This window comes from Mycobacterium gallinarum (genome assembly GCF_010726765.1).
In the GTDB taxonomy this organism is placed as follows: Bacteria; Actinomycetota; Actinomycetes; order Mycobacteriales; family Mycobacteriaceae; genus Mycobacterium; species Mycobacterium gallinarum.
In genome coordinates, this window is sequence record NZ_AP022601.1 from 5,341,373 (window position 1) to 5,362,204 (window position 20,832).

The following is a 20,832-nucleotide window of genomic DNA, read 5'->3' on the forward strand; positions in this document are numbered from 1 at the left end:
CGTGAGATCGTGCGGGCGGCACTGAGGGGGTGTCGCTCGCCGTTAGCGCCGCATCGGAACTCGGTGCGCGTTGACCGAAAGATGTATGACGCCGTCACCGCGTTGACGCGACCGCTCGAGGGCCTGCACTGGCAGCGAGAGGTCGTCGGCAGCGTGCCGGTGGAGCGGACGGTGAGCTTGGGTGCCAACGCAACGCTGATCTATCTGCATGGCGGAGCGTACGGGCTGGGCAGCGCGTACGGCTATCGGGGCGTCGCGGGCAGGCTGGCTGAGGCGGCGTGGATGGCGGCCGTGGTGCCGGACTACTCGTTGGCGCCGGAGGCAGTGGCGCTTGAGGAGATGGTCGAGGTGTACACGGCGCTGCTGGCAGCCGGCATGGACCCTCAAACGACGGTGATCGCGGGTGATTCAGCGGGTGGCGGGTTGGCGCTGGCGCTGGCGATGACGCTGCGGGACAGGGGAATCGCGCGACCGGCGGCGTTGGGCTTGATCCGCCCGGTGATCACATCGGTGGTGTCTCCGGTGTCCGGGAACTTCGCGGATCTGCCGCCGATTGTGTTGCAGAGCGCGGGCGAGGATCCGCTGGTGGAGAAGATCGTCGGCGTGGCAACGGATGTCGAGCACCAGCGGTCCGACGGGCTGTGGCACGACATCCACCTCCACGCGGGTGTGTGCGCCGAAGCCGATCTCGCGCTGGCCGAGCTTGGTGCGCGGTTGCGCGCGCACGTGCACGGGACGGTCGGGCTCTGATCTTGACCCACGCCAGCTGGCTCTAAATGTCACACCGCGCAAATTCACGTTTCCGAACTACCATGCGGTGATGGGCACCGGTGTCGACCTGCTGAAACACCCGGTGGTATCCGCCGCTGTCGGTACGGGGGTGATGGCGGTCGGAGCCGCGGAGGCCGCCTATCGCGTCGCGGAGAAGGTGCCGGTGCTCGGGCCGCTGATGCGGCGCGGCGTCGTCGGCCTGTCCGAGCTGGGCGACAGATGGGTGACGCAGAGCGCCGACCAATTCAAGGCTGTGGTGGCCGGTGTCGCGGTCGGTTTGGTCGACCTGGTCCTCGACGAGATTGATTTGAACGCGCTCGTACGCGAAAGAGTGGATATCGATGCGCTCGCAGCCGATCTCGACATCGACGCGGTGATCAACCGGGTTGACCTGATCGCTCTGGCGGACAGGGTGATTGAAGGTGTAGACCTACCGGCGATCATCCGCGAATCGACGAATTCCATGACCGCCGAGGTGATGATGGACGTGCGCACGCAGGGCGAGCGCGCCGACGACGCCGTGGCGGGAATCGTCAATCGCATGCTGGGGCGTGACCGGGACACCCGGTGATTACGCCGGAACCTGACGTTGAGCGGGCGGCCGGGATCATCACCCGGGGGTTGGCTGCGGTCATTGACCTGTTCGTGGTGCTGCTGATCATGGGCGCGCTCTACGGAGGCCTGGTGCTGGTGAGGCTCGTGTATTCGCCGACCGCGTTCAGCCTGCCGTCACTGAACGCCGTGTTCTCGACGGTGGTGACATTTGTCATCGCCGTGTTGTACCTGACGGGATGCTGGACGGTCTCGGGATCGACCGCGGGCGCGGCAACGATGGGCCTGCGGGTCGTCGGGCGACGGTCACAGCGCGTGCGTCTTCTCGTTGGATTGCTGCGATCGATCTGCTGCGTGCTCTTCCCGGTCGGACTGCTGTGGGTCGTACTCGACCGTCAGCGAAGATCGTTGCAGGACATCGTCTTCCGGACGCGGGTGATCTACCTGAGGGGAGCGCGTTGACCGGGTGCCGCAACAACCCCCCTGTTATGCCGCTGCCGTGAGGTATTCGGCGAATGCGTCAGCGTCAGCGGCGTTCGTCGGTAGAGATCCGGTGACGATTCGTCTTTCGATTCGAGCGCCGTGGGGTTGCCGGCTCACTAATCTGAGTGCATGGGGGAGCACCGATCGGTGTGGGATGCCGTCGCGAAGTTGATCTTGTGTTGTCTGTCTGCCGGTGCACTGGTGGCCGCACTGCTGTTTCCACTGGTCGGCACTATGGGGCTGGTTTCGAACCGGGCTGCCGACGTCGTCACAAGCGGCTCGGCGCAGCTGCTGCAGGGCGACGTCCCACTGGTCACGACGATGGTGGATGCGGCGGGGAAGCCGATCGCGCGCGTGTACTCACAGCGCCGGTTCGAAGTGCCTTCCAATCGGATCGCCAACACGATGAAGCTGGCGATCGTCTCGGTCGAAGACAAGCGTTTCACCGAGCACAACGGCGTGGACTGGCAAGGCACGCTGACCGGTGTTTCCGGCTACCTCGCCGGAAACATCAACACCCGCGGGGGCTCGACCATCGAACAGCAGTACGTGAAGAATTTCCGGTTGCTGGTGACGGCTCAGACCGACGCCGAGCGGCGGGCCGCCGTCGAGTTGACGCCCGCGCGCAAGCTGCGTGAGATGCGCTTGGCGCTCGCCCTCGACAAGACGCTGTCCAAGGAAGAGATTCTCACCCGGTACCTGAATCTGGTGTATTTCGGCAACGGCGCATTCGGCGTGCAGGATGCGGCGCAGACGTACTTCGGCGTCAATGCGTCGGACCTGAACTGGCAGCAGGCCGCGCTGCTGGCGGGACTGGTGAAGTCCACGAGCATCTTCGACCCGTACAACAATCCCCAGGCCGCGATGGAACGGCGAAGCGTGGTGTTGGACACCATGATCGAGAATCTGCCTGCGCAGGCCGACGAACTGCGTGCCGCCAAGGTCGCACCCTTGGGTGTGTTGGCCCGGCCGCGCCAGCTGCCGGGCGGATGCGTTGCCGCCGGGGACCGCGGCTTCTTCTGTGACTATGTGCTCGACTACCTGGCCAAGGCAGGCATCAGCAAGGAGCAGGTGGCACGAGGCGGCTACGTCATCCGCACGACCCTTGACCCGAAGGTGCAGGATTCGGTCAAGTCGGCGATCGACGAGTTCGCCAGCCCGACGCTCGACGGGGTGGCCAGCGTGATGAGCGTCATCAAGCCCGGCAAGGATGCCCATCGCGTCGTGGCGATGGCCAGCAGTCGCACTTATGGACTCAACGGCGACGCCCACGAAACGGTGCAGCAGCAGCCGTTCTCGCTCGTGGGCGACGGCGCGGGCTCGATCTTCAAGGTGTTCACCACCGCGGCGGCGCTCGAAATGGGCATGGGCATCAACAATCAGTTGCAGGTGCCCGGCTCGGTCCAGGCCAGGGGACTCGGCAGCAGCGATACACCGGGCTGTCCCAAGGAGACGTGGTGTGTGAAAAACGCTGGCAACTATCGCGGCTCGATGAATGTCACCGACGCGCTGGCGACGTCGCCGAACACCGCCTTCGCGAGATTGATTCAGCAGGTGGGTGTTCCGCGCGCCGTCGACATGGCGGTGCGGCTGGGGCTGCGGTCGTACGCGCTGCCCGGCACGGCGCGGGCATACGACCCCGATAGCAACGAAAGCTTGGCCGACTTCATCAAGAGGCAGAACATCGGGTCGTTCACGTTAGGACCGTTTCAGCTGAACGCGCTCGAGTTGGCGAATGTGGCGGCGACGCTGGCGTCTGGCGGTGTGTGGTGCCCGCCGAACCCGGTCGACAAGATCTTCGACCGTTACGGCAATGAGGTGACGGTCGACAGTCAGCCGTGCGACCAGGCAGTGCCCGAGGGGCTCGCGAACACGTTCGCCAACGCGCTCAGCAAGGACGATCAGAGCCCGGGCACCGCTGCGGCCGCAGCCGCGTCGACGGGGTGGTCGCTGCCGCTGTCGGGCAAGACGGGGACGACGGAGTCGCACCGGTCGGCGGGATTTCTCGGCTTCACCAATCAGTACGCGGCGGCGAACTACATCTTCGCCGATTCCAGTACACCGTCGGGCATCTGTTCATTTCCGCTGCGCGAGTGCGGTAATGGGGACCTGTTTGGTGGCAACGAACCTGCCCGCACGTGGTTCACGGCGATGAAGCCGATCGCCACCGACTTCGGCGAGGTGCGCCTTCCGCCGACGGATCCGCGCTATGTCGACGGCGCGCCGGGTGGCAAGGTGCCCAGCGTCACCGGCCTCACGGTGGATGCGGCGCGTCAGCGGTTGCGAGAGGCGGGCTTTCAGGTGGCGGATCAGCCGTCCTCGGTGAACAGTTCGTCACGATACGGAACGGTCGTCGGGACGACGCCAAGCGGTCAGACGATTCCGGGGTCGATCATCACCATCAACATCAGCAACGGGGTAGCGCCGGCACCGCCGCCGCGGCCGGTCGAGCCGCCCCCGCCTCCGCCCGGCGTGCCTCCACCACCGCCGCCGGTGAACCCGATGGTCATCGAGATTCCGGGGTTGCCGCCGATCATCTTGGGACCACCACCACCACCGCCAGGCGCGCCAGCGCCGCCGGGACCACCGCCCCCGCCGCCGCCGGCCCCGCCACCGCCAGCACCGCCACCGCCGCCGGGACCACCGCCCCCGCCTCCGCCGCCCTAGCTGCGCGCCGGCCGGTACATTCGGTCCGATGACCGCCAACGAGTGGAGTGTGGACGCCTCCGAAGGTGAGCTGCTCGTGAAGACCGGCGTGACGGGCAGGGCGGCCAAGATGGGCCACCGGTTGACGATCGCGATGACCGAATGGCAGGCCACGGTGCGGTGGAGCGGCGGCGAGCCCGTCGAGGCGGAAGTGATCGTCGACGTCAATTCGCTTCAAGTGCGAAAGGGCGAGGGCGGTGTGAAGGGGCTGTCCGCGCCGGAGAAAGCGCTGGCGCGGTCAAACGCGTTGAATTCGCTTGATGCCAAACGGTTCCCGCAGATCCGTTTTCACGCAGGTGACATCGACAAGTCGGACGACGGCTATCTGATGACCGGCACGCTGGAGATCCACGGCGTGAGCAACGAGTACGCGGTCAACCTGCGCGTCGATGATCTCGGCGACAAATGGCGACTGTCGTGTGAAGCCGACATTGTGCAATCGGACTTCGACATCAAGCCCTACTCGATGCTGATGGGTTCAATGAAAGTCGTTGACACCGTGTCGGTGTCGTTCACCGCCACACGGTCGAAAGAGGGCTAGACCGCGACGTTGTCGAGCGCACGACGCGCATAGATCTCGGCGAGGAATTGCTCGACGGCTACAGCTGCGTGCGCGGCGCGGGCCGAGCCGAAAATATCGAAAGCATGCTGGGTGAACGGCAGTTCGGCATACACGACCGGCTGTGTGCTGACTTCTCGCAGCCTTTCGACGAAGCCTCGCCCCTGCTCGACGGGAACAAGCGAGTCGTTGCGGCCGTGCAAGACGAAGAACGGCGGAGCGTCTGCGGAGACATGGGTCACCGGCGATGCGTCGACATAGGGCTGCCGGTTCGTCGAAAGCCGTTGTTTGACGACCATCTGCTCGAGCAATTCGGGCATCGACGGATGCATCGCGTCTTCGAAGCGGGTGAAGTCGTACACGCCGTAGAACGGGACCGCGGCCTGGACACGGGTGTCGGCGTCTTCGAACCCAGGCTGGAACCGCGGGTCGTTGGGCGTCAACGCGGCCAGCGAGGACAGATGGCCACCGGCCGAGCCGCCGGTGATGGCGACGAAATCGGGGTCGCCGCCGTACTCGCCGATGTGTGCCTTCACCCATGCCAGAGCGCGCTTGACGTCGACGATGTGGTCGGGCCACGTGTTGCGTGGGCTGTGCCGGTAGTTGATCGCCACGCAAACCCAGCCGAGCTCGGCAAGGTGGCTCATCAACGGATGCGCCTGTCCGCGTTTGTTGCCGGTGGTCCACGCCCCGCCGGGGATCTGGAACAGCACCGGCGCCTTGCTGTTTCGGTCGAGGTCGGGTCGTCGCCAGACATCGAGATGATTGGCGCCGCCGTATTCGCCGTAGCTGATGTCGCCGTCGTGGGCGTAGTCGCGATAGATCCGCAGCATCCGCAGAGCGCCGGGCGTCTTGGCGGTGCCGTCGCCTGCCGGCCGACGCCACAAACCATCGGAGTTGGTGCGTCGATGTGGCCCCAGGCCGTTGTCCAAGGCGGCGGTCAGTGGGGCGGAGGCCTGGTGGCCGGCGCGGTTGAAGTTCAGCAGACCCAACGCGGACAGGCCGGCCACGATCCACGCCGTCCTGCGCACCGGACGCGTGAGGCGGCGCGCGGTGAGCAGCAGTCCGGCGAGCTGGCTCGCGAGTGTCTGCAACGGGAACTCGGTCACCACGAGACCGAACGCCCACGAAAAGATCGAGGGGTATCCCTTTCGCGCCACCGGGCGATATCCGTTCAGTGTCGAAGCGGCGGTCAGTGCCGCGACAGCCAACGCACCGACCTGCCGGGCGATGTGAGCGGCTCGGGTCTTCTGCATTCGGTCACGATACGAGGCGGTGGTTGCAGTCCGGACGTGACGGGTTGCGATGTTGCGAAACACCGCCACCTCGGCGCGGGTTTCGTTACGGTGGCCAGAGATGCTGCGGACGTGACTCATTTCGCACGGGGGTGTGGCAATGACAGAGCAGTCCTTCCTGCCAGTTCCGACTAAAGCCGAGCTTGCGATATCGAAAGGATGGGTTCAGGGCGTCGCCCTGGTCATGGTCTTCGGCTTCATGATCATGGGCATATTGGCCGCCAGGACCTACACCGACTCGATGCCGCTGCCGCAGCGGGTGGTCGGCCCGGACGGCCAGACCCTGTTCACCGAGCAACAGGTCACCGCTGGACAGCAGATCTTCCTGCGCCGCGGCCTGCAGCAGTACGGCTCGATCATGGGCCACGGCGGCTACCTCGGTCCGGACTACACCGCGGAGTACCTGCGCTTGTCCGCCGACGACGTCGGCCAGCAGCTGCGCGACTCTGGATCGCCGGACCCGACGGCCGACCTCGTCAAGATGATGCGGACCAACCGCTACGACAAGGACACCGGCACGCTGCAGTTCACCGCCGAGCAAGTGGCCGCCTTTGACAAGGTCCGTGCTCACTACGCCGATGTCTTCGGCACCGACTCGACCGAATACGGGCTGATCCCCCAGCTCATCACCGACCCTCAGGAAATCCACGATCTCACCGCGTTTTTCAGCTGGACGGCCTGGGCCGCCGCAGCCGAGCGTGAGGGTCACGCCTACTCCTACACAAACAACTGGCCACCCGAACAACGCGTCAACAACACCCCGACGGCCGACATCCTGGTCTGGTCGGCGATGTCGCTGATCGCCCTGCTGGCCGGGCTCGGCGCACTGTTCGCCCTCTATGGGCGGTGGAGCCGCAAAATCGGTTGGCACGCAACGGAAACCCCCTCGCTGGCCTTCCGCCAACCGGGCGAAGTGGAGATCACCCCGTCGCAGAAAGCCACCGCCTGGTTCTTCTTCGTCGTCGCGGTGCTCTTCCTTGGGCAGGCTGTACTCGGCGGCGCCATCGAGCACTACCGCGCCGAGCTGAGCAATTTCTTCGGCTTCGACCTGGCCCAGATCCTGCCGTTCAACCTGGCGCGGACCTGGCACGTTCAACTGTCGCTGCTGTGGACGGCGGCATCTTTCCTCGCCGCAGGCATCTTCCTCGCGCCCATCATCTCCGGCCGCGAACCACGGCGACAGTCGTGGCTGACGTACGGGCTGCTCGGTGCGCTGTTCGTCGTCGTGGCCGGCACTCTGGTGGGAACGGCCTTGAGTACCTTCGGCGTGGACTGGGCCAAAGGCTCCATCTTCTTCGACCAGCAGTGGGAATACCTCGACCTACCGAGGTTCTGGCAGATCCTGCTGGTCATCGGGCTGTTCTTGTGGATGGCGATCATCTTCCGGGCGATCCGCGCGCGCCTGAAGACCGAGAGCAAGCTCAACATGCCGTGGCTGTTCTTCTATGCCGGCCTGGCCATCCCCGCGTTCTACGCCGTCGGGATGCTCGCGGGTACCCAGACCCACCTGACCGTCGCCGAATTCTGGCGCTTCTGGGTGGTGCACCTGTGGGTCGAGGACTTCCTCGAATTGTTCACGACGGTGATGGTCGCCTACATCTTCGTGATGCTCGGCGTGGTGCGCCGCCGGATCGCCATCCAGCTGATCTTCCTCGACGTCATCTTGTACTCGGTGGGTGGCGTTATCGGCACGATGCACCATCTGTACTTCTCCGGCACGCCAGTGGAACACATGGCTCTGGGCGCGTTCTTCTCCGCGATGGAAGTCATCCCGCTGACCTTCCTCACCGTCGAGGCGTGGACATTCCTGCAACTGGGCTCGCGACAGCAGTCGCGCAGCAGCGCACCGTTCCCGCACCGCTGGGCGGTCATGTTCCTTGTCGCCGTGGGCTTCTGGAACTTCGTCGGTGCGGGCATCTTCGGCTTCCTGATCAACCTGCCCATCGTGTCCTACTACCAGATCGGCACGGCACTGACCGCCAACCACGCCCACGGCGCGATGATGGGCGTCTACGGGATGCTCGCCGTCGGCCTGGCGCTGTTCGCGCTGCGCTACATCATCCCGTCGAAACGATGGCCGGACAAACTGGCCAAGCTGTCGTTCTGGTCGCTCAACATCGGCCTGGCGTGGATGGTCTTCGCCACCCTGCTCCCGCTGGGCGTCCTGCAGTTGTGGCACTCCGTCAACGACGGCTACTACGAGGCGCGCACCCTGGGATACATCACCCAGTCGGGCAACGTCGTACTCGAATGGTTGCGGATGCCCGGTGACTTCCTGTTCATCCTCGGCGGCGTGCTGCCGTTCGTCTGGATCGCCTGGCTCGGTGTGCGATACGGCATCAAGGCGACCACGCACACGATGCCCGCGGAGACACTCTTCGTCGAGGAACACGCGCAGGCGGAGGAAGACCGCACCGGCCTGGCGGCGACGGGCGGCGGGTCGTCGCGTTATGCGTCGGATCGCCGGTTGCCTGACGATCACGAAACCGTCGGGGGTAGTTCGTGACCGCGGGCATCGCGATCGAAACCTGGCTGTCGATCGGGTACGCCGCCCTGCTCGTCGTGATCGCCTACGGCATCGACATGTTCGCCCGCCGCGCCGCCGCCAAGGTGGAACAACAACGGTCCGGCCCGTTCGTCTACCACGAGGACCACGATGCGTGGCTGTGCCCGCAGGATCAGTGGTTGTGGCCCAAGTCATTTGACCCCGACAACCGGGTCATGCGCTACCGGGGCAGCCCGACGGTGTGCAACGCCTGCCCGGTCAAGCACTCCTGCACCACCTCCAACGACGGCCGCGAGGTGAGCCGCGCGATCGACAGCTGGCCGGCGTCGGAGGCGGCACGCTTTCACCGCGGGATCGCCTGCGCCGTCAGCGGTATCGCCGTCATCTGGCCGCTGGCCATGGCGCTGGTGGCCGCCACCGTGCCGGAGACACTGATGCTGCTGGGGTGCGCCGTCGCGGTGGGCGTTCTTTCGCTGCCGCTGTGGTCGCACCTGCGCCGCACCCCGGCCGTGCCGCCGGGCGTGCTGTTCCAGTCACTCGACGAGAACATCGAGGAGCGAAAGCGGTTGGCCGAGGCGGAAATCCGTCGTCGTACCTCCTATGCATCCGACCGACGGGAGACACGCTGATGAGTGGTCCGTTGACTGTCGCCGTCGTTGTCCTGGTCGCGCTGCTCGTCGCCGTGGTGATCGCGTCACTGCGCGTCGTCAAGGAGTACGAACGCGGTGTGGGCTTCCGCCTCGGCCGGTTACGTGGACCGCTGGGACCGGGAATCGTCGTCGTTCTGCCCGGCGTCGACAAGCTCGTGCGCGTCGATCTGCGCACGGTGACGTTGACCATCCCGCCCCAAGAGGTCATCACGCGCGACAACGTCACGGCGCGCGTCAATGCCGTCGTCCTTTTCCGGGTTACCGATCCGACGAAATCCGTGATGGCGGTGGAGAACTTCGCGGTCGCCACCTCTCAGATCGCCCAGACCACGCTGCGGTCGGTGGTCGGACGTGCCGACCTCGACACGCTGCTGGCCCACCGCGCCGATCTCAACGAGGACCTGGCCGCGTCCATCGCGAGCCAGACCGAACCCTGGGGGGTCAAGGTCGAGGTCGTCGAGATCAAGGACGTCGAGATTCCCGAGATGATGCAGCGGGCGATGGCCCGCGAGGCCGAGGCCGAGCGCGAGCGTCGCGCCAAGGTGATCAGCGCGCACGGCGAATTGCAGGCATCCGCGGAGTTACGCGATGCCGCAATAACACTCAGTGAGAGTCCGGCGTCGCTGCAGCTGCGCTATCTGCAGACCCTGCTGGAACTCGGCGCCGACCAGAACTCGACTGTCGTTTTCCCGATTCCGATGGATATCGTCCGCCCGTTCCTCGAGGGCGGCAATTCGACGAACGACGCAGGCGGTGGTGACGCCGTCCCCCACATCAGGAGGGTGAGATCCGATGACTAGCGCAGCACCTGATCCTGGCATCACCGCGCCGGGCGGTGACGACGTCGACGCTCCCGAGGTCGGCCGCCCCGTCGTTCTCGAACCCACGCCGCCTGGAATGTGGCGGGCGCTGCTGGGGATGGCGGTCGCCGTACTGGCACCGATGCTGGGTTTCCTCGTCGGCGGCGTCTTCGGTGCCGGCACGATAGGCGAATCGGTCGATCCGATGTTCATCTCGCTGTTCGTCGGCATCGTGATCGGCGGGATCGGACTGCTGATCGCGTTGTCCGGCGGGGCCCTGTTGTGGCGGCACTTCCATCGAGAGGATGAGGCCGAGTTCTGATCCGTCGGTCACGCGGTGCGCCGCCCCGCCCGATCGCTCCGCTGCGTCGAGCATGTTGCCGATTCGTGGCTCAGGCACGAATTTGACGAATGTCACACCATTAGCTGATCTTTAACCCAGGCCACTATTTACGGCCTGCGCCACGTGGTCGGGCGTACTGAGAAATTCACTGGTCTGGCCTTTGTGAGCTGTGATTTTACGGCTAGGAGGGCGTCGCGGCCCATCTCGGTTATCGGAACGACAAGCCATCTAGGTGGTTGCTGAACGCGCTCGGGCGTGTCGGGTAGGGTGCACGCCCGATGGGAAGACACGCATTAGCCAAAACGCGGCAACGGTCGCTGACGTCCGTGGCTGCGGGCGTCGTCTCTGCCGCGGCATTGTTGGGTGTCGGGGCAGACAGTTATCCGCAGCTCAGTGACGATGCCTCGTGCTGCACAGCGGTCGCGGCTTCGACACCGGCGCTGGTAGCGGTGGGCCCGATCGGTCCCGAACCGGCCCGCTTGGCCGTGTCGCCCACATTGCCCCCCAGCGTTGCGCGGGAGACCGGACTCCAGGTCAAAACCATTTTGGCGGCACGCTCGGTCAGCGCAGAATTTCCCGAGATTCTCGACATCGGCGGAGTCCGGTCGGATCCCTTGAAATGGCATCCGCACGGATTGGCGATCGACGTGATGATCCCGAACGCTCGCTCGGCTGCCGGGACAGCGCTCGGGGACAGTGTGCTCGCGTACGTCCTGAAGAACGCGGAGCGCTTCGGCGTGAATCACGTCATCTGGAGGCAGACCATCTACCAGCCCAACGGCTCGAAAAGAGCGATGTCGGACGCCGGCTCAGACACAGCCAACCATTTCGACCATGTTCACATCGCCACGGATGGCGGCGGATATCCCCGGGATGGCCAGACCTACCTCCGCTGATACGCGGTCTGACGCCTGCCCAGCGGAGGGGTACAACGGAGACATATGAAATATGCGCTCGGTGCCCTCTATCTGGCGGGGTGGCTCACCACCACGTTCCTGCTGCTGCGCAGCGGTGCGTTCGCCGACGAGAGTCGCCGCAAGCACCGCGCGATCGCCGGGGTGGTCGGCGCGGTGTGCGCGTTCGCGCTGGCGGCGGTGTGGCCGATTTCCGGCTGGATACTGCCGTTCCTGCGCAACGCGATGGACGGCGACGGCTGATCGTTCAGGAGTGCTTGGCGATGTAGTCGTCGGCGTCCTTGTCGCGGTTGTCGACGTTGATCGTCGTCTCGCGATCGGCATAGAGCCGCAGCCACTGCATCGCCAATTCGTGCCGGAGCTCAAGGGAGGCACTCTTGATGAAGTCCGGCATCGCCTCGCGCTCTTCCTCGTCGAGGTGTTCGCCGTTCTCCTTGCGGGCCTCGAAAACGGCGTCGAACCACTCCTTGGTGCCCGTCTTGTGTTGGCGTGAGCGACGAATCGCGTCGCGGATCGAGTTGTGGTCGGTGATGGCGTCCTCGGTTTCGTCTTCCGGGTCGCCTTCGGGATTGCCGCGGTCCTCGCTGCCGCCGTGCTTGAGCAGCGCCGGGTAGAACACGGCCTCCTCGACTTCGGCGTGGACGTCGAGGCGGGCGCCGAGGGCGTCCCAGATCGCGGCGAGCTCGGCGTCGGACTTCGCGTCGTCCAACAGGAAGAATTGACGACGAAACCAGTCGTGGTCGGCGTAGATCAGATCGATGATGTCTGCCATGCAAACAGCCTCCTCAGTGCGTCGACATTGACACTAGTTCGAACGTGCGCACCGAGCCCGGAACCGAGGCGCGACACATGGACAGCAGCGGCTCCGACATCTTCTCCGCGAGAACGACATTCACGGAGCCCGAGTCCGTGCGGAGCTCGACGCGGATTTGGTGCTCGGCGTGTTCGACGTTCAACGGTGACAGAGCGTCGATGCGGTCCTCGCCCAGGGATTCGCGCGCGAAATACTGTGCGGCTTGCACCGGGTGGGGCAGGGATGTGCGTCCGCGCAGATATCTGTGGTCCAGCCGACCGTCGAGATATTTGGACACCAGAGCGGCGGAGTCGGTCGAGTCGACACGCCCGTAGCACAGGCCCTCGGGCAGGATCAGCATGGTGGCGGCGAACCGGTCGCCGCCCAAGTGTGAACATTCCCAGGTGAATTCGGGGTATTCGGCCGCGATGGCCGACGCCGCGCTGCGTCCGCGCACGGCGCAACACTGGTCGTGTTTGCCGTGCGCGCAGACCGCGACAAGTGGACCGTCGACCCGTTCACCGTCGGAGCCGTCCAGAGCGATGTCCAGGTACCCGCGAGCGTCGTCGACCTCTCCGCCGTAGAGCGCCTCGCTGCCCTCGTCGCATTGCGCGATGAACCATCGCCAGCGCGGCGTCGCGTCTCGGCGTCCCGGCCGGCGTATCGCGGTGACCCGCAGGCCCTCGGTTTCGATGCGGCGGCAGATGCTGCGCCCCAGTTCGCGGTCGATGAGGGAGGGGGAGTCGAGGAAGGCCGATTGGCCCCAGCCGCCGGACAGTTCGAGCATCGCCCAGGCCCGTCCGGCACCGGCCGTGCCGTAGATGGGGTCGTTGCGCGCCAGCGATTGGTCGCTGCACGGCGTGCGCTTTGGGCTCATCCTTAGGTTGTACCGTCCTCGACCGCGACCACGACGGCCTCGCGCAACAGTCGGCGAATGAGCACCGTCGAGTCGGCGTGGTCAAGGCCCGGAAGTGTTTGCGCGTCCGCGACAAGTCCGTGTTGCATCGCCTCGAGCGCCGTGGCGCACGAGTCGGGAAATGTGATGGTCCGGTCCGGCAGTCGTAGGCGCACCTGATCGCCTAGGTGCTCGAGCGTGCCGATCAGTCCGTGGCGCCAGTGGACTCGCTTGGCGCCGGCGGTGGCCATGGCGTCCAGGGTGGCCAGGGGCCGTACGGCGACGGGCCGGGTCCGTTGCGCGTGACGATCCGACAACTTCGCGGCTGTCTTGTCGCTGAGGTCGGCGGCCCGGTCCCGTACGGCGTCGGCGAGCTGTGCCATCACTTTGCTTGTCGTCGAGGCCATTTCGCTGCGATCGGTGGCGTCGATGCCCATGGGTAGAGATTTTCGGAACTCTTCGTCGGTGGCGAGCGTGTCGACGACCGCGCGGGCGACGTCGAAGTAGGTCAACGCCGATACGCCGATCGTCAGGTGGATGGACGTGGTGTCCTCGGAGCGGGCGGAGTGCACCCAACCGCGAGGGAGGTAGAGCGCGTCACCCGGATTCAGGACGGTGTCGATGGTCGGGGTTTCGCGGCTGCGGGCGGTGACGGCGTCGCGGTGGTCGGTCCACGGTTGCGAGTCCAGGGGGTGCTGGTGCACGGGTTCGTGCACGGTCCAGCGCTTCTGGCCGGAGGCTTGGAGGACGAACACGTCATGGACGTCGTAGTGGGGCTCGAATCCCTGTGCGTTCGGCGGGGTGATGTAGGCGTTGGCCTGCACGGGATGACCCAGGTCGTCGGTGAGGCCGCGCACGAAATCGATCAGCGGGGGCCACAGTCGGTGCAACCCCTGAAGGACGATGGTCGAACCGGCGGCGAATTCGGCGAGCACCTTGGCCGAGTCGACCTGGTCGGGCATCTCGGCGCCGAAGCCGGCCGGTCCGGTGTAGCAGCTACGAGCCAGCACGTCGCCGGTCTTGGCCATCCGGATGAAGGGTGCGCGGACCCCGCGCTCAGCGATCAGCTCGTCAACCGCGGTGGGTGAGAGGAGATCGCTGAAGTCGCGGGGTAGCGCGGTGCTGCGACTGAGCAGGGGTTTGCGGCCCCAGTATTCGGTGGCGAAAACATCGGTATCAGTTGCCACGCACCGGCTCAGCATGCTGACCTCAGGCGGTTCCGTCGGCACCGCCGTCGTGACCCTCGGGGTTCGAGCCGCCGTCGGCCGTTCCCTCGCCGCTCTTGTCCTCGTCCGCGGTTCCGTCGGCGCCGCCGTCGTGGCCTTCGGGGTTGGAGCCGCCGTCGGCGGTACCTTCTCCGCCGCCGCCGCCTGCTGTCGTCATGTCGTCATCGTCGAGTGCCATGATGTTTCCTTTCTTTGGCTGATCACGCACATCGGGTGTTCACCCGCCACGCGCTGCCCAAACGCGGTAACGGCGCCGATTTTCGGCGTCGATATCGGGCGGGTGGCGTGAGCCTAGACGGTGTCCCGCGCGTCGCTCGTGTCAGAAGTGTGAGTGAGATGACCATCAGGTTCGACGTGCACGGTGCCGTCCTCATGGGCGCCCGGCAGGTCGGGCATCTCGTGGCGATTGCCTGTCGAGCGTCGTCGGAGAAACCACACCAGTACGCCCGCCGACGTCGCCCCGGCCGCGATCACCGTCGGCCACGCCAAGACCTGGGCGAGCCAGACGCGCCGCTGGACCTTGACGATCCGCTGTTCTGCGTGCCGAAGCCGGGTCAACTTGTTCATGCCTGCCGGGATGCCCAGGACGGACCCGTGGAAAACCAGCGGGGGTCGCAGCAAGGACCGTTGGACGCTGGACCAGGCGACGCGGACTGGAGCCACTATCCGAGTTGCCAAGCTCACAGCGACTGTGTCGCTCAAGTACTACGGCTCGCCCCATCATCAGCGACAGCGTCGCTCTGAGCCTGGCAACTCGATAGTCGACCGGACTCGGCGGAGACGGCGTTGCCCCGCAGGCACGGTTCTGGCTCGTACGCACGTTCGGGCGCGCCTGTTTGCGGGGTGCGCGGACCTTGCCAGAAGACGGTGCGCCGGCCCAGTGCGGTGGTGAAGACAAGTTGAGAGCGGCTCATGATGGAACCCATGGACAGAAGACGGATGAAGCTGGCGATGCGTGCCCTCGGGGCGGTGCTGGGCGTGGCACTGCTGATGTGCGGACCGACGGCAGGAGTTGCGCAGGCGGCCGTGGCGGCGCCGGCGGGAGATGTCATCGCCCTCGGCGACCCGCATGCACTCGGGGTGGTCGATCTGTACGTGGATCCGATGTGCCCCTTCAGCGGGAAGATGGTCCAAGAGCAGGGCGAGGAAATCGGTCAACGCCTCGAGGACGGCAGGCTTCGCGTCAACCTTCGATTCGTGGACTTCCTCGACAAGTACTCGGCCAGCAAGACTTACGACATTCGCGCGACCTATGCGACCTTCGTGGTGGCTGACCAATCGCGATCGAGCGAGATCACGTGGCGCTACGTCCAGCAGATCTTTTCGGCCGAGCAACAGCCGCAGGAGGGAGGGCCCACGGATCTCGACAACAATCAACTCGCCGGCCTGGCCAACCGCGTCGGCGCACCACCGCCGGCTCAAGACCTGATCAGGCTCGGGCTGCCGATCGGTTTTGACGCCCACGCCATCACTGCCAACAACCTCGCACTCCTGCGCCAGTTCCCCGAGCCCGGCGTTCCGACCATCGTGATCAATGGTGGACCTGTTGATGGCAACTCGGACTGGCTCCACCAACTACCGGGCTGACACCTGCGCCATGTTGCAACCTTGCTCAGCGGGCGAGCAGCAAGCGGTAGCACATGTGCTACCATCCGACTATGGAGGCTGTTGGTCTGCGCGAATTGCGCCAGAATGCGTCCGAACTCGTGCGTCGGGTGGAGGAGGGTGAGGAGATCGTCATCACCGTCGCCGGCAGGCCTGGCGCCCGGCTCGTACCCGCCGCGCCCCGCACCTGGCGCCGATGGGACGACGTGGCGGAGCTATTCACCGGACCCGAAGACCCGGCCTGGGCCGCCGACCGCGAGGAACTGGCCGACGACATTCGGGATCCGTGGGCGAACGCGTGAGAGCGATTCTCGACACCAGCGTCGTCATCGCTTCCGATGTTCTTCCGCTTGAAGGCGAGCTAGCCGTCAGTGCTATCACGTTGGCTGAACTACATTTCGGCGTGCTCGTCGCGAAGGGCCGTAATGTCCGCGCGGAACGACTTCGTCGGCTGCTGCTGCTTCAACGGACGTTCGATGCCGTTCCGGTGGACGACGCCGTGGCTTCGAGCTACGGACATCTGGCTGCGGCGGTTGTCGAGGCTGGACGTCGGCCCCGAGCTCGATCCATGGACTTATTGATCGCGGCTACTGCACACGCCCTTTCGGCGCGGCTCTACACCCGCAACGTCGCAGACTTCGTCGGCCTCGACAACCTCGTCGAGGTTGTCGAGGTCTGACCGGCGATTCGGCGTGCGAAAGACCACGTCCAACTTCAGACGCCAGCAGGCACCTTCGCCGCGCTCGCCCGCATCTCTTTTCGCAGCGACGTGAACTCCGAAATTGTCCGCGTGGCGACGGTCGCGACGGGGCGGACATTGCGACCGGTGGCCTCGGTCTTGGACACCATCACCACGCTGTCGATGTAGGGCTGGATCGTCGTGGCGTTCTGCACCGTCGCCACGATCACCAGCTGGAAGCCGAACTTGCGAAACGCCGACAGCGCTTGCTGCGCGAACTGCGGATCGGACTTGGAGAACGCCTCGTCGAGCATCAGCTGCGCGAACACCGGTGTGTTGTCGTGCCCCTCGGCGGCAGCCGAATATGAGTCCTGCGCGGGGCTGGCCAGGTTGAAGCTCAGCGCGCCGGCGAGACAGAACGCCATCAGCTTCTCCTGCTCGCCGCCAGAGTTGTCGCCCGCGTTGCTGTGCGTGCGGATCAACTCGTCGCCCGCCCACTCCGCGCAGTCGAACGTGAACCGGTTGCGCACATCCAGCGCGTCGCGGGTCCACGCCTTGTCCTCCGGCGCGGTGGATGCCAGCCGGTTGCGCAGCCGCAGAATGTCGGCGTACTGGTCCAGGATCGCCTGCTTGTCGCCCAGCCCCACCTCGGCGATGCGCCGCGAGATGGAACGCACGATCTCGGTCAGCTCGGCGACCGCTGGCAGCTGCCGCGGGGTGGCGCGCAGCGTGAGCCGGGTGCCGCGGTTGAACTCCACCGCACCCAGTCCGGTGTTGACACGCTCGATCTGCTCGGCGATGCGCCGCGTCTCCTGCTCGGCGACGCGATGCAGCGTGAGGATCGCATCCGGCGCCTGCTCGGTGACCAGACGCATCATCCGCTCGTAGGCCTCGGGCAGTTCACGCTCGTCGATGTGCTTGCACAGCGCGACGTAGTCGTGCACCCGCTCGTCGAAGTCCTCGCTGTCGTTCGGGATCGCGTCGGGGAACGACGTGTCGAACGTGTTGAGGATGCGGGCCAGCTCGTCGTAGGAGCGGCGTCGGCTCTCGCGCAGCTGCTCGCGATCCTTCTTGATCGACGCGAACAGCGCGTCGCGGTGCGGTTCCGGGTCGAGCAACTCGAGGCTCACCGGCAGCTGCGCGGCGTAGCGGTGCAGCAGCTCGGTCAACGGCTCGGACACGAACGTCGGCGACAGCCGCTCGGCCAGCTCCATCAGCCGGGTGCGGCGTTCGTCGAGTCCGTCGCGGCGGGTCTGGATCGCTCCGCGGCGCGTCATGAATTTTTGGATCTGCGACCAACATTCGTCCGCGCGGGCGTTGAGCGCGTCGAGGTCGGGATTCTCGGCGAGCAGCAGCTCGTACTGTTCGCGCAGCCGCTCGGCGTGCCCGTCGGCAGTCTCGGTGTCGATCTGACTCCACTGGGGGTACTGCTCGCAGATCGCCTTGCATGCCGTCGCGCGGTCGCGCCACTGCTGGCGCTGGGCGGCGATGTCGTCGGCGACGCGGCGGGCTTTCTGGTACGCGTCCTCGGCGGTGGCGAGTTCCAGTGTCAGCGCGTTGATCTTGGCGGTGACGTCACCCTGGTACAGGTACTCGGACTGCCTGATCGGACTGCGGTCGTCCTTGACGGCGAGTCGGTCGGAGTCCTTGTAGAGCCCGGTGTCGGTGACCGCGCGGCGGAAGCGGGCAAACACGTCGGGGGTGTCTACGCAGATGTGGTCACCGGCGTTGGCGATGACGTCGAGGGCTTCGGCCGCGCACGGATGCGAGGGGTTGACGGCAAACAGCTTGCCCGCCAACGTGTTCGGATCAGGATCGACGGATTCGGCGCCCAGGAACTTCGCCCGGACGTGGTGCAGCTGCAGGCGGCCACGCATATCGGTGTCGTTGACGAACCGCAGCACCTTCTCCCAGTGCTGATCGGGAACCAGCAGCCGCAGCCCGGCACTCCTCAGGACCTTTTCGACGGCGGTGCGCCAGCGGGTCTGGTCCGGCTTGAGGTCGAGCAGTTCGGCGATGTACGGCAGCTCGGTGGAGTCGGCCTTGATGGCCGCGCAGATGTGGTCGCGCATCGCGATGGCGAACTCCGGCAGCGCGGAACCGACATGCTCGACGCGTTTGAGTTCCTTGGCGGCGTCGTCGCGGGCGATGCGGGCGGACTTCTGGGCGTATTCGGCGTCGGTGGACGCCTCACGGTTGCGTTCGACTTTGGCGAGCAGTTCGGTGGCTTGGGAGAGCAGGTCCTCGCGCAGGTTCCAGAACTCGTCGGCAGTGTCCGGGTGCTCGATGTCCTGAGCGGTGAGCATGTCGTCGTAAGCGGCGCGGCGGCGCTCGATCTGCTCGGCTTCCGCCTCGGCGGCGGTCACCTGGGACTGTAGCGGCGCGAGGTTGGCGCTGGACCCGCTGATCTGAGCGTTGAGCGAATCCGCTTCCGCCTTGGCCAGATTCAGGCTGCGGGTGACGTCCTCGTACTCGTTCTCGAGCTGGTCGATGGTGCTGTCGAGCGTGGCGATCTGCTCGGGGCACTGGGCGAGGCGGACGTGGTCGGTGAACGCCCGCACCATCGGGGCGTCGACGAGGTCGATGATGCCGAGGTCGGAGGACTCAGAGGTGTAGCGGTGGTGGATGTTCTCGATGTCGCCGAGGATCTTGCGCTTCTTCTGCGCGACGGCCAGCAATTCGCGGGCCTCCACGAGAGGGTCGATCTGCTTGAGCGCTTCGGGCAGCCGGGCCAGGCTGTCGGGTTCGTCGAGCATGAACTCGCGGACGAACTGCTCCAGTCCGCCAACGCTTTTCAGCGACTTGGCCTTGCCGAGCAGCTGCTGGGCGGCGTCGGAGGCGCGGATGCCGATGGTGGCGTAGAGCTGTGCGAGGTACTGCGATTCGACCTTGGTGGAGAAGCGCCAGTCCGCCGTGAAGACTTTCGCGTCGAAGTGGCCCGCGGCCCAGCGGTTGCAGACGTCCTCGATGTCGAGGTCGCCGTCGCCGAGGACGAAGCGGCTGGACGAGTCGTTGCGCGATTCGCCCGTCAGCCATTTGAGGACCAGGCCGGTGACGGTGCGCCCGGAGTCGCTGGCGTAGGTGACGGCGACGGCCGACCAGGCGGTGCCGTCGCCACGGAGGTACATGACGCGGCTGGAGCCGCCGTCGCTGCGCTGGCCCCAAGCGCCGCGGACGTATTTGTCGACGGTGCGGCGGCCGGCGCTGGATCCGGCGGCGGTGTTGTCGCCGGAGGCGTTGAAGTTGCGGCGGTTGAACGGCAGGAAGCCCAGCGATATCGCGTCGAGTAGGGAGGACTTGCCGCTGCCGGACGCGCCGGCGATCAGCGCGCCGCCGCGGCTGAACGGGATGGAGTGGTAGCCGTCGAACACGCCCCAGTTGATGACCTGCAGCCGGGACAGGTGGAACTGCTCAGTCGTCAACGTCGTCCTCTGGGGTCGTGGGTCCGGACGCCCAACATAGGCGACCGGGACGACAACTCCGGCGCGGGAAGGGGTCGTGTCGGCGGGGAAATTGGGCGCGGATCCGTTTGCCGAGGTCGGCCGAATCCTCGCTCGCACAAGGTCTTGCGCCGGCTCGGTGTCCTTGTGGCAAACGAGATTCATGTGGCTGCTGGGTTTGGCGAACCACAGCCCAGCGAGGGGTTAATTGGCGTACTTCGGTGCGGGCGACGAACCGTATCCTGGATCTGATTGCCATTTGCTCAGCACGAGAGGAGGGGCGGTGCCTGACGAAGTCAGGGTGACTCCCGAGGACCTGCATATGTCGGCTGCCACGGTCGACGTGCACGCCGACAACGTGCACGCCCGCCACTTCGAGGCGGACAGTCGGATGGACGCGGCGCAGCCCGGTTTGCCGATGGGGTCGGCGGCGGCGCTGACCGACGCCGTGGGGAAGTGGCAAGCGGACACGTCGGCGATATTCGGCCGCATGGTCGACCACTCGGACGTGCTGCGTACCGGTGCCGCGGCGTACATGCGGGCGGACGACGACGGGGCGGCCGCTATCCATCGCGCCGAGCAGCCCGTAAGTGACGTCGACCTCGGGCTGTAGCG

Annotated in this window: 22 protein-coding genes and 1 pseudogene; 15 read left to right on the forward strand and 8 right to left on the reverse strand. The window is 65.9% G+C overall.

Annotated features, from left to right (window positions below; translation table 11 throughout):
- Nucleotides 1-63: 63 nt before the first annotated feature.
- From G6N42_RS26380 to G6N42_RS26400, 5 genes are all read left to right on the forward strand, one after another.
- Entirely contained in the window at nucleotides 64-750 is a 687-nt protein-coding gene (locus G6N42_RS26380) for an alpha/beta hydrolase (RefSeq protein ID WP_232076345.1), read from the forward strand.
- Nucleotides 751-820: 70 nt separating this feature from the next.
- Nucleotides 821-1,342 (forward strand): hypothetical protein, encoded by a 522-nt coding sequence (locus G6N42_RS26385; RefSeq protein ID WP_232076346.1) that lies wholly within the window; start codon nucleotides 821-823, stop codon nucleotides 1,340-1,342.
- On the forward strand, nucleotides 1,339-1,785 hold the full coding sequence (locus tag G6N42_RS26390; protein WP_163734989.1) for an RDD family protein: 447 nt from the start codon (nucleotides 1,339-1,341) through the stop codon (nucleotides 1,783-1,785). The genes G6N42_RS26385 and G6N42_RS26390 overlap by 4 nt, the downstream gene beginning before the upstream one ends.
- A gap of 150 nt (nucleotides 1,786-1,935) precedes the next feature.
- Nucleotides 1,936-4,473, forward strand: coding sequence for a transglycosylase/D,D-transpeptidase PonA2 (gene ponA2, locus G6N42_RS26395; RefSeq protein WP_163734992.1), 2,538 nt, complete (start codon nucleotides 1,936-1,938; stop codon nucleotides 4,471-4,473).
- Nucleotides 4,474-4,501: 28 nt separating this feature from the next.
- The gene (locus G6N42_RS26400) at nucleotides 4,502-5,053 is read left to right on the forward strand and encodes a YceI family protein (RefSeq protein ID WP_163734995.1); all 552 of its coding nucleotides are present in this window, start codon (nucleotides 4,502-4,504) and stop codon (nucleotides 5,051-5,053) included.
- On the opposite strand, the gene G6N42_RS26405 is transcribed toward G6N42_RS26400, so the two are convergent.
- Nucleotides 5,050-6,327 (reverse strand): alpha/beta hydrolase, encoded by a 1,278-nt coding sequence (locus G6N42_RS26405; protein WP_163734999.1) that lies wholly within the window; start codon nucleotides 6,325-6,327, stop codon nucleotides 5,050-5,052. The genes G6N42_RS26400 and G6N42_RS26405 overlap by 4 nt on opposite strands.
- 139 nt (nucleotides 6,328-6,466) lie before the next feature.
- On the opposite strand from G6N42_RS26405, the gene G6N42_RS26410 reads away from it, so the two are divergent.
- From G6N42_RS26410 to G6N42_RS26435, 6 genes are all read left to right on the forward strand, one after another.
- The gene (locus tag G6N42_RS26410) at nucleotides 6,467-8,872 is read left to right on the forward strand and encodes a nitric-oxide reductase large subunit (RefSeq protein ID WP_163735002.1); all 2,406 of its coding nucleotides are present in this window, start codon (nucleotides 6,467-6,469) and stop codon (nucleotides 8,870-8,872) included.
- A complete protein-coding gene (locus G6N42_RS26415) occupies nucleotides 8,869-9,501 on the forward strand; it encodes a hypothetical protein (RefSeq protein WP_163735005.1) in 633 nt (210 codons plus the stop codon). The genes G6N42_RS26410 and G6N42_RS26415 overlap by 4 nt, the downstream gene beginning before the upstream one ends.
- A complete protein-coding gene (locus G6N42_RS26420; protein WP_163735008.1) occupies nucleotides 9,501-10,322 on the forward strand; it encodes a slipin family protein in 822 nt (273 codons plus the stop codon). The genes G6N42_RS26415 and G6N42_RS26420 overlap by 1 nt, the downstream gene beginning before the upstream one ends.
- Nucleotides 10,315-10,644 (forward strand): hypothetical protein, encoded by a 330-nt coding sequence (locus G6N42_RS26425; protein ID WP_163735011.1) that lies wholly within the window; start codon nucleotides 10,315-10,317, stop codon nucleotides 10,642-10,644. Before G6N42_RS26420 ends, G6N42_RS26425 begins: the two co-directional genes overlap by 8 nt.
- Nucleotides 10,645-10,943: 299 nt before the next feature.
- Nucleotides 10,944-11,561 (forward strand): VldE C-terminal domain-containing protein, encoded by a 618-nt coding sequence (locus G6N42_RS30995; protein ID WP_174262173.1) that lies wholly within the window; start codon nucleotides 10,944-10,946, stop codon nucleotides 11,559-11,561.
- Between the two features lie 45 nt (nucleotides 11,562-11,606).
- Entirely contained in the window at nucleotides 11,607-11,822 is a 216-nt protein-coding gene (locus tag G6N42_RS26435; protein WP_163735014.1) for a hypothetical protein, read from the forward strand.
- A gap of 4 nt (nucleotides 11,823-11,826) precedes the next feature.
- Here G6N42_RS26435 and G6N42_RS26440 read toward each other — a convergent pair whose 3' ends face one another.
- The 6 genes and pseudogenes from G6N42_RS26440 to G6N42_RS31750 form a co-directional block, all read right to left on the reverse strand.
- On the reverse strand, nucleotides 11,827-12,351 hold the full coding sequence (locus G6N42_RS26440; RefSeq protein ID WP_163735016.1) for a hemerythrin domain-containing protein: 525 nt from the start codon (nucleotides 12,349-12,351) through the stop codon (nucleotides 11,827-11,829).
- Between the two features lie 13 nt (nucleotides 12,352-12,364).
- Nucleotides 12,365-13,249, reverse strand: a complete 885-nt coding sequence (locus tag G6N42_RS26445) for a ferredoxin family protein (protein WP_163735020.1) — start codon at nucleotides 13,247-13,249, stop codon at nucleotides 12,365-12,367.
- Between the two features lie 2 nt (nucleotides 13,250-13,251).
- On the reverse strand, nucleotides 13,252-14,469 hold the full coding sequence (locus tag G6N42_RS26450) for a cupin domain-containing protein (protein ID WP_163738329.1): 1,218 nt from the start codon (nucleotides 14,467-14,469) through the stop codon (nucleotides 13,252-13,254).
- A gap of 7 nt (nucleotides 14,470-14,476) precedes the next feature.
- A complete protein-coding gene (locus G6N42_RS26455; protein ID WP_163735023.1) occupies nucleotides 14,477-14,671 on the reverse strand; it encodes a hypothetical protein in 195 nt (64 codons plus the stop codon).
- 113 nt (nucleotides 14,672-14,784) lie between these two features.
- A complete protein-coding gene (locus tag G6N42_RS26460; protein ID WP_197905558.1) occupies nucleotides 14,785-15,060 on the reverse strand; it encodes a hypothetical protein in 276 nt (91 codons plus the stop codon).
- 223 nt (nucleotides 15,061-15,283) lie between these two features.
- Nucleotides 15,284-15,404 (reverse strand): annotated as a pseudogene (locus G6N42_RS31750) (ERCC4 domain-containing protein); the annotation flags it as partial.
- Between the two features lie 13 nt (nucleotides 15,405-15,417).
- Here G6N42_RS31750 and G6N42_RS26465 point away from each other — a divergent pair.
- The 3 genes from G6N42_RS26465 (at nucleotide 15,418) to G6N42_RS26475 (ending at nucleotide 16,777) form a co-directional block, all read left to right on the forward strand.
- Entirely contained in the window at nucleotides 15,418-16,080 is a 663-nt protein-coding gene (locus G6N42_RS26465; protein ID WP_174262174.1) for a DsbA family protein, read from the forward strand.
- Between the two features lie 71 nt (nucleotides 16,081-16,151).
- Nucleotides 16,152-16,400 carry a type II toxin-antitoxin system Phd/YefM family antitoxin gene (locus G6N42_RS26470; RefSeq protein ID WP_163735025.1) on the forward strand — a complete coding sequence of 83 codons (249 nt, stop codon included), beginning with the start codon at nucleotides 16,152-16,154 and terminating at the stop codon, nucleotides 16,398-16,400.
- Nucleotides 16,385-16,777: a type II toxin-antitoxin system VapC family toxin gene (locus G6N42_RS26475; protein WP_232076349.1), complete on the forward strand. Its 393-nt coding sequence runs from the start codon at nucleotides 16,385-16,387 to the stop codon at nucleotides 16,775-16,777. Before G6N42_RS26470 ends, G6N42_RS26475 begins: the two co-directional genes overlap by 16 nt.
- Nucleotides 16,778-16,812: 35 nt before the next feature.
- Here the strand turns inward: G6N42_RS26475 and G6N42_RS26480 are convergent, their stop codons facing one another.
- On the reverse strand, nucleotides 16,813-20,199 hold the full coding sequence (locus G6N42_RS26480; protein ID WP_163735031.1) for an ATP-binding protein: 3,387 nt from the start codon (nucleotides 20,197-20,199) through the stop codon (nucleotides 16,813-16,815).
- A 301-nt stretch (nucleotides 20,200-20,500) separates the two neighbouring features.
- Between G6N42_RS26480 and G6N42_RS26485 the strand changes: the two genes are divergently transcribed.
- A complete protein-coding gene (locus G6N42_RS26485; protein ID WP_163735034.1) occupies nucleotides 20,501-20,830 on the forward strand; it encodes a hypothetical protein in 330 nt (109 codons plus the stop codon).
- Nucleotides 20,831-20,832 lie beyond the last annotated feature (2 nt).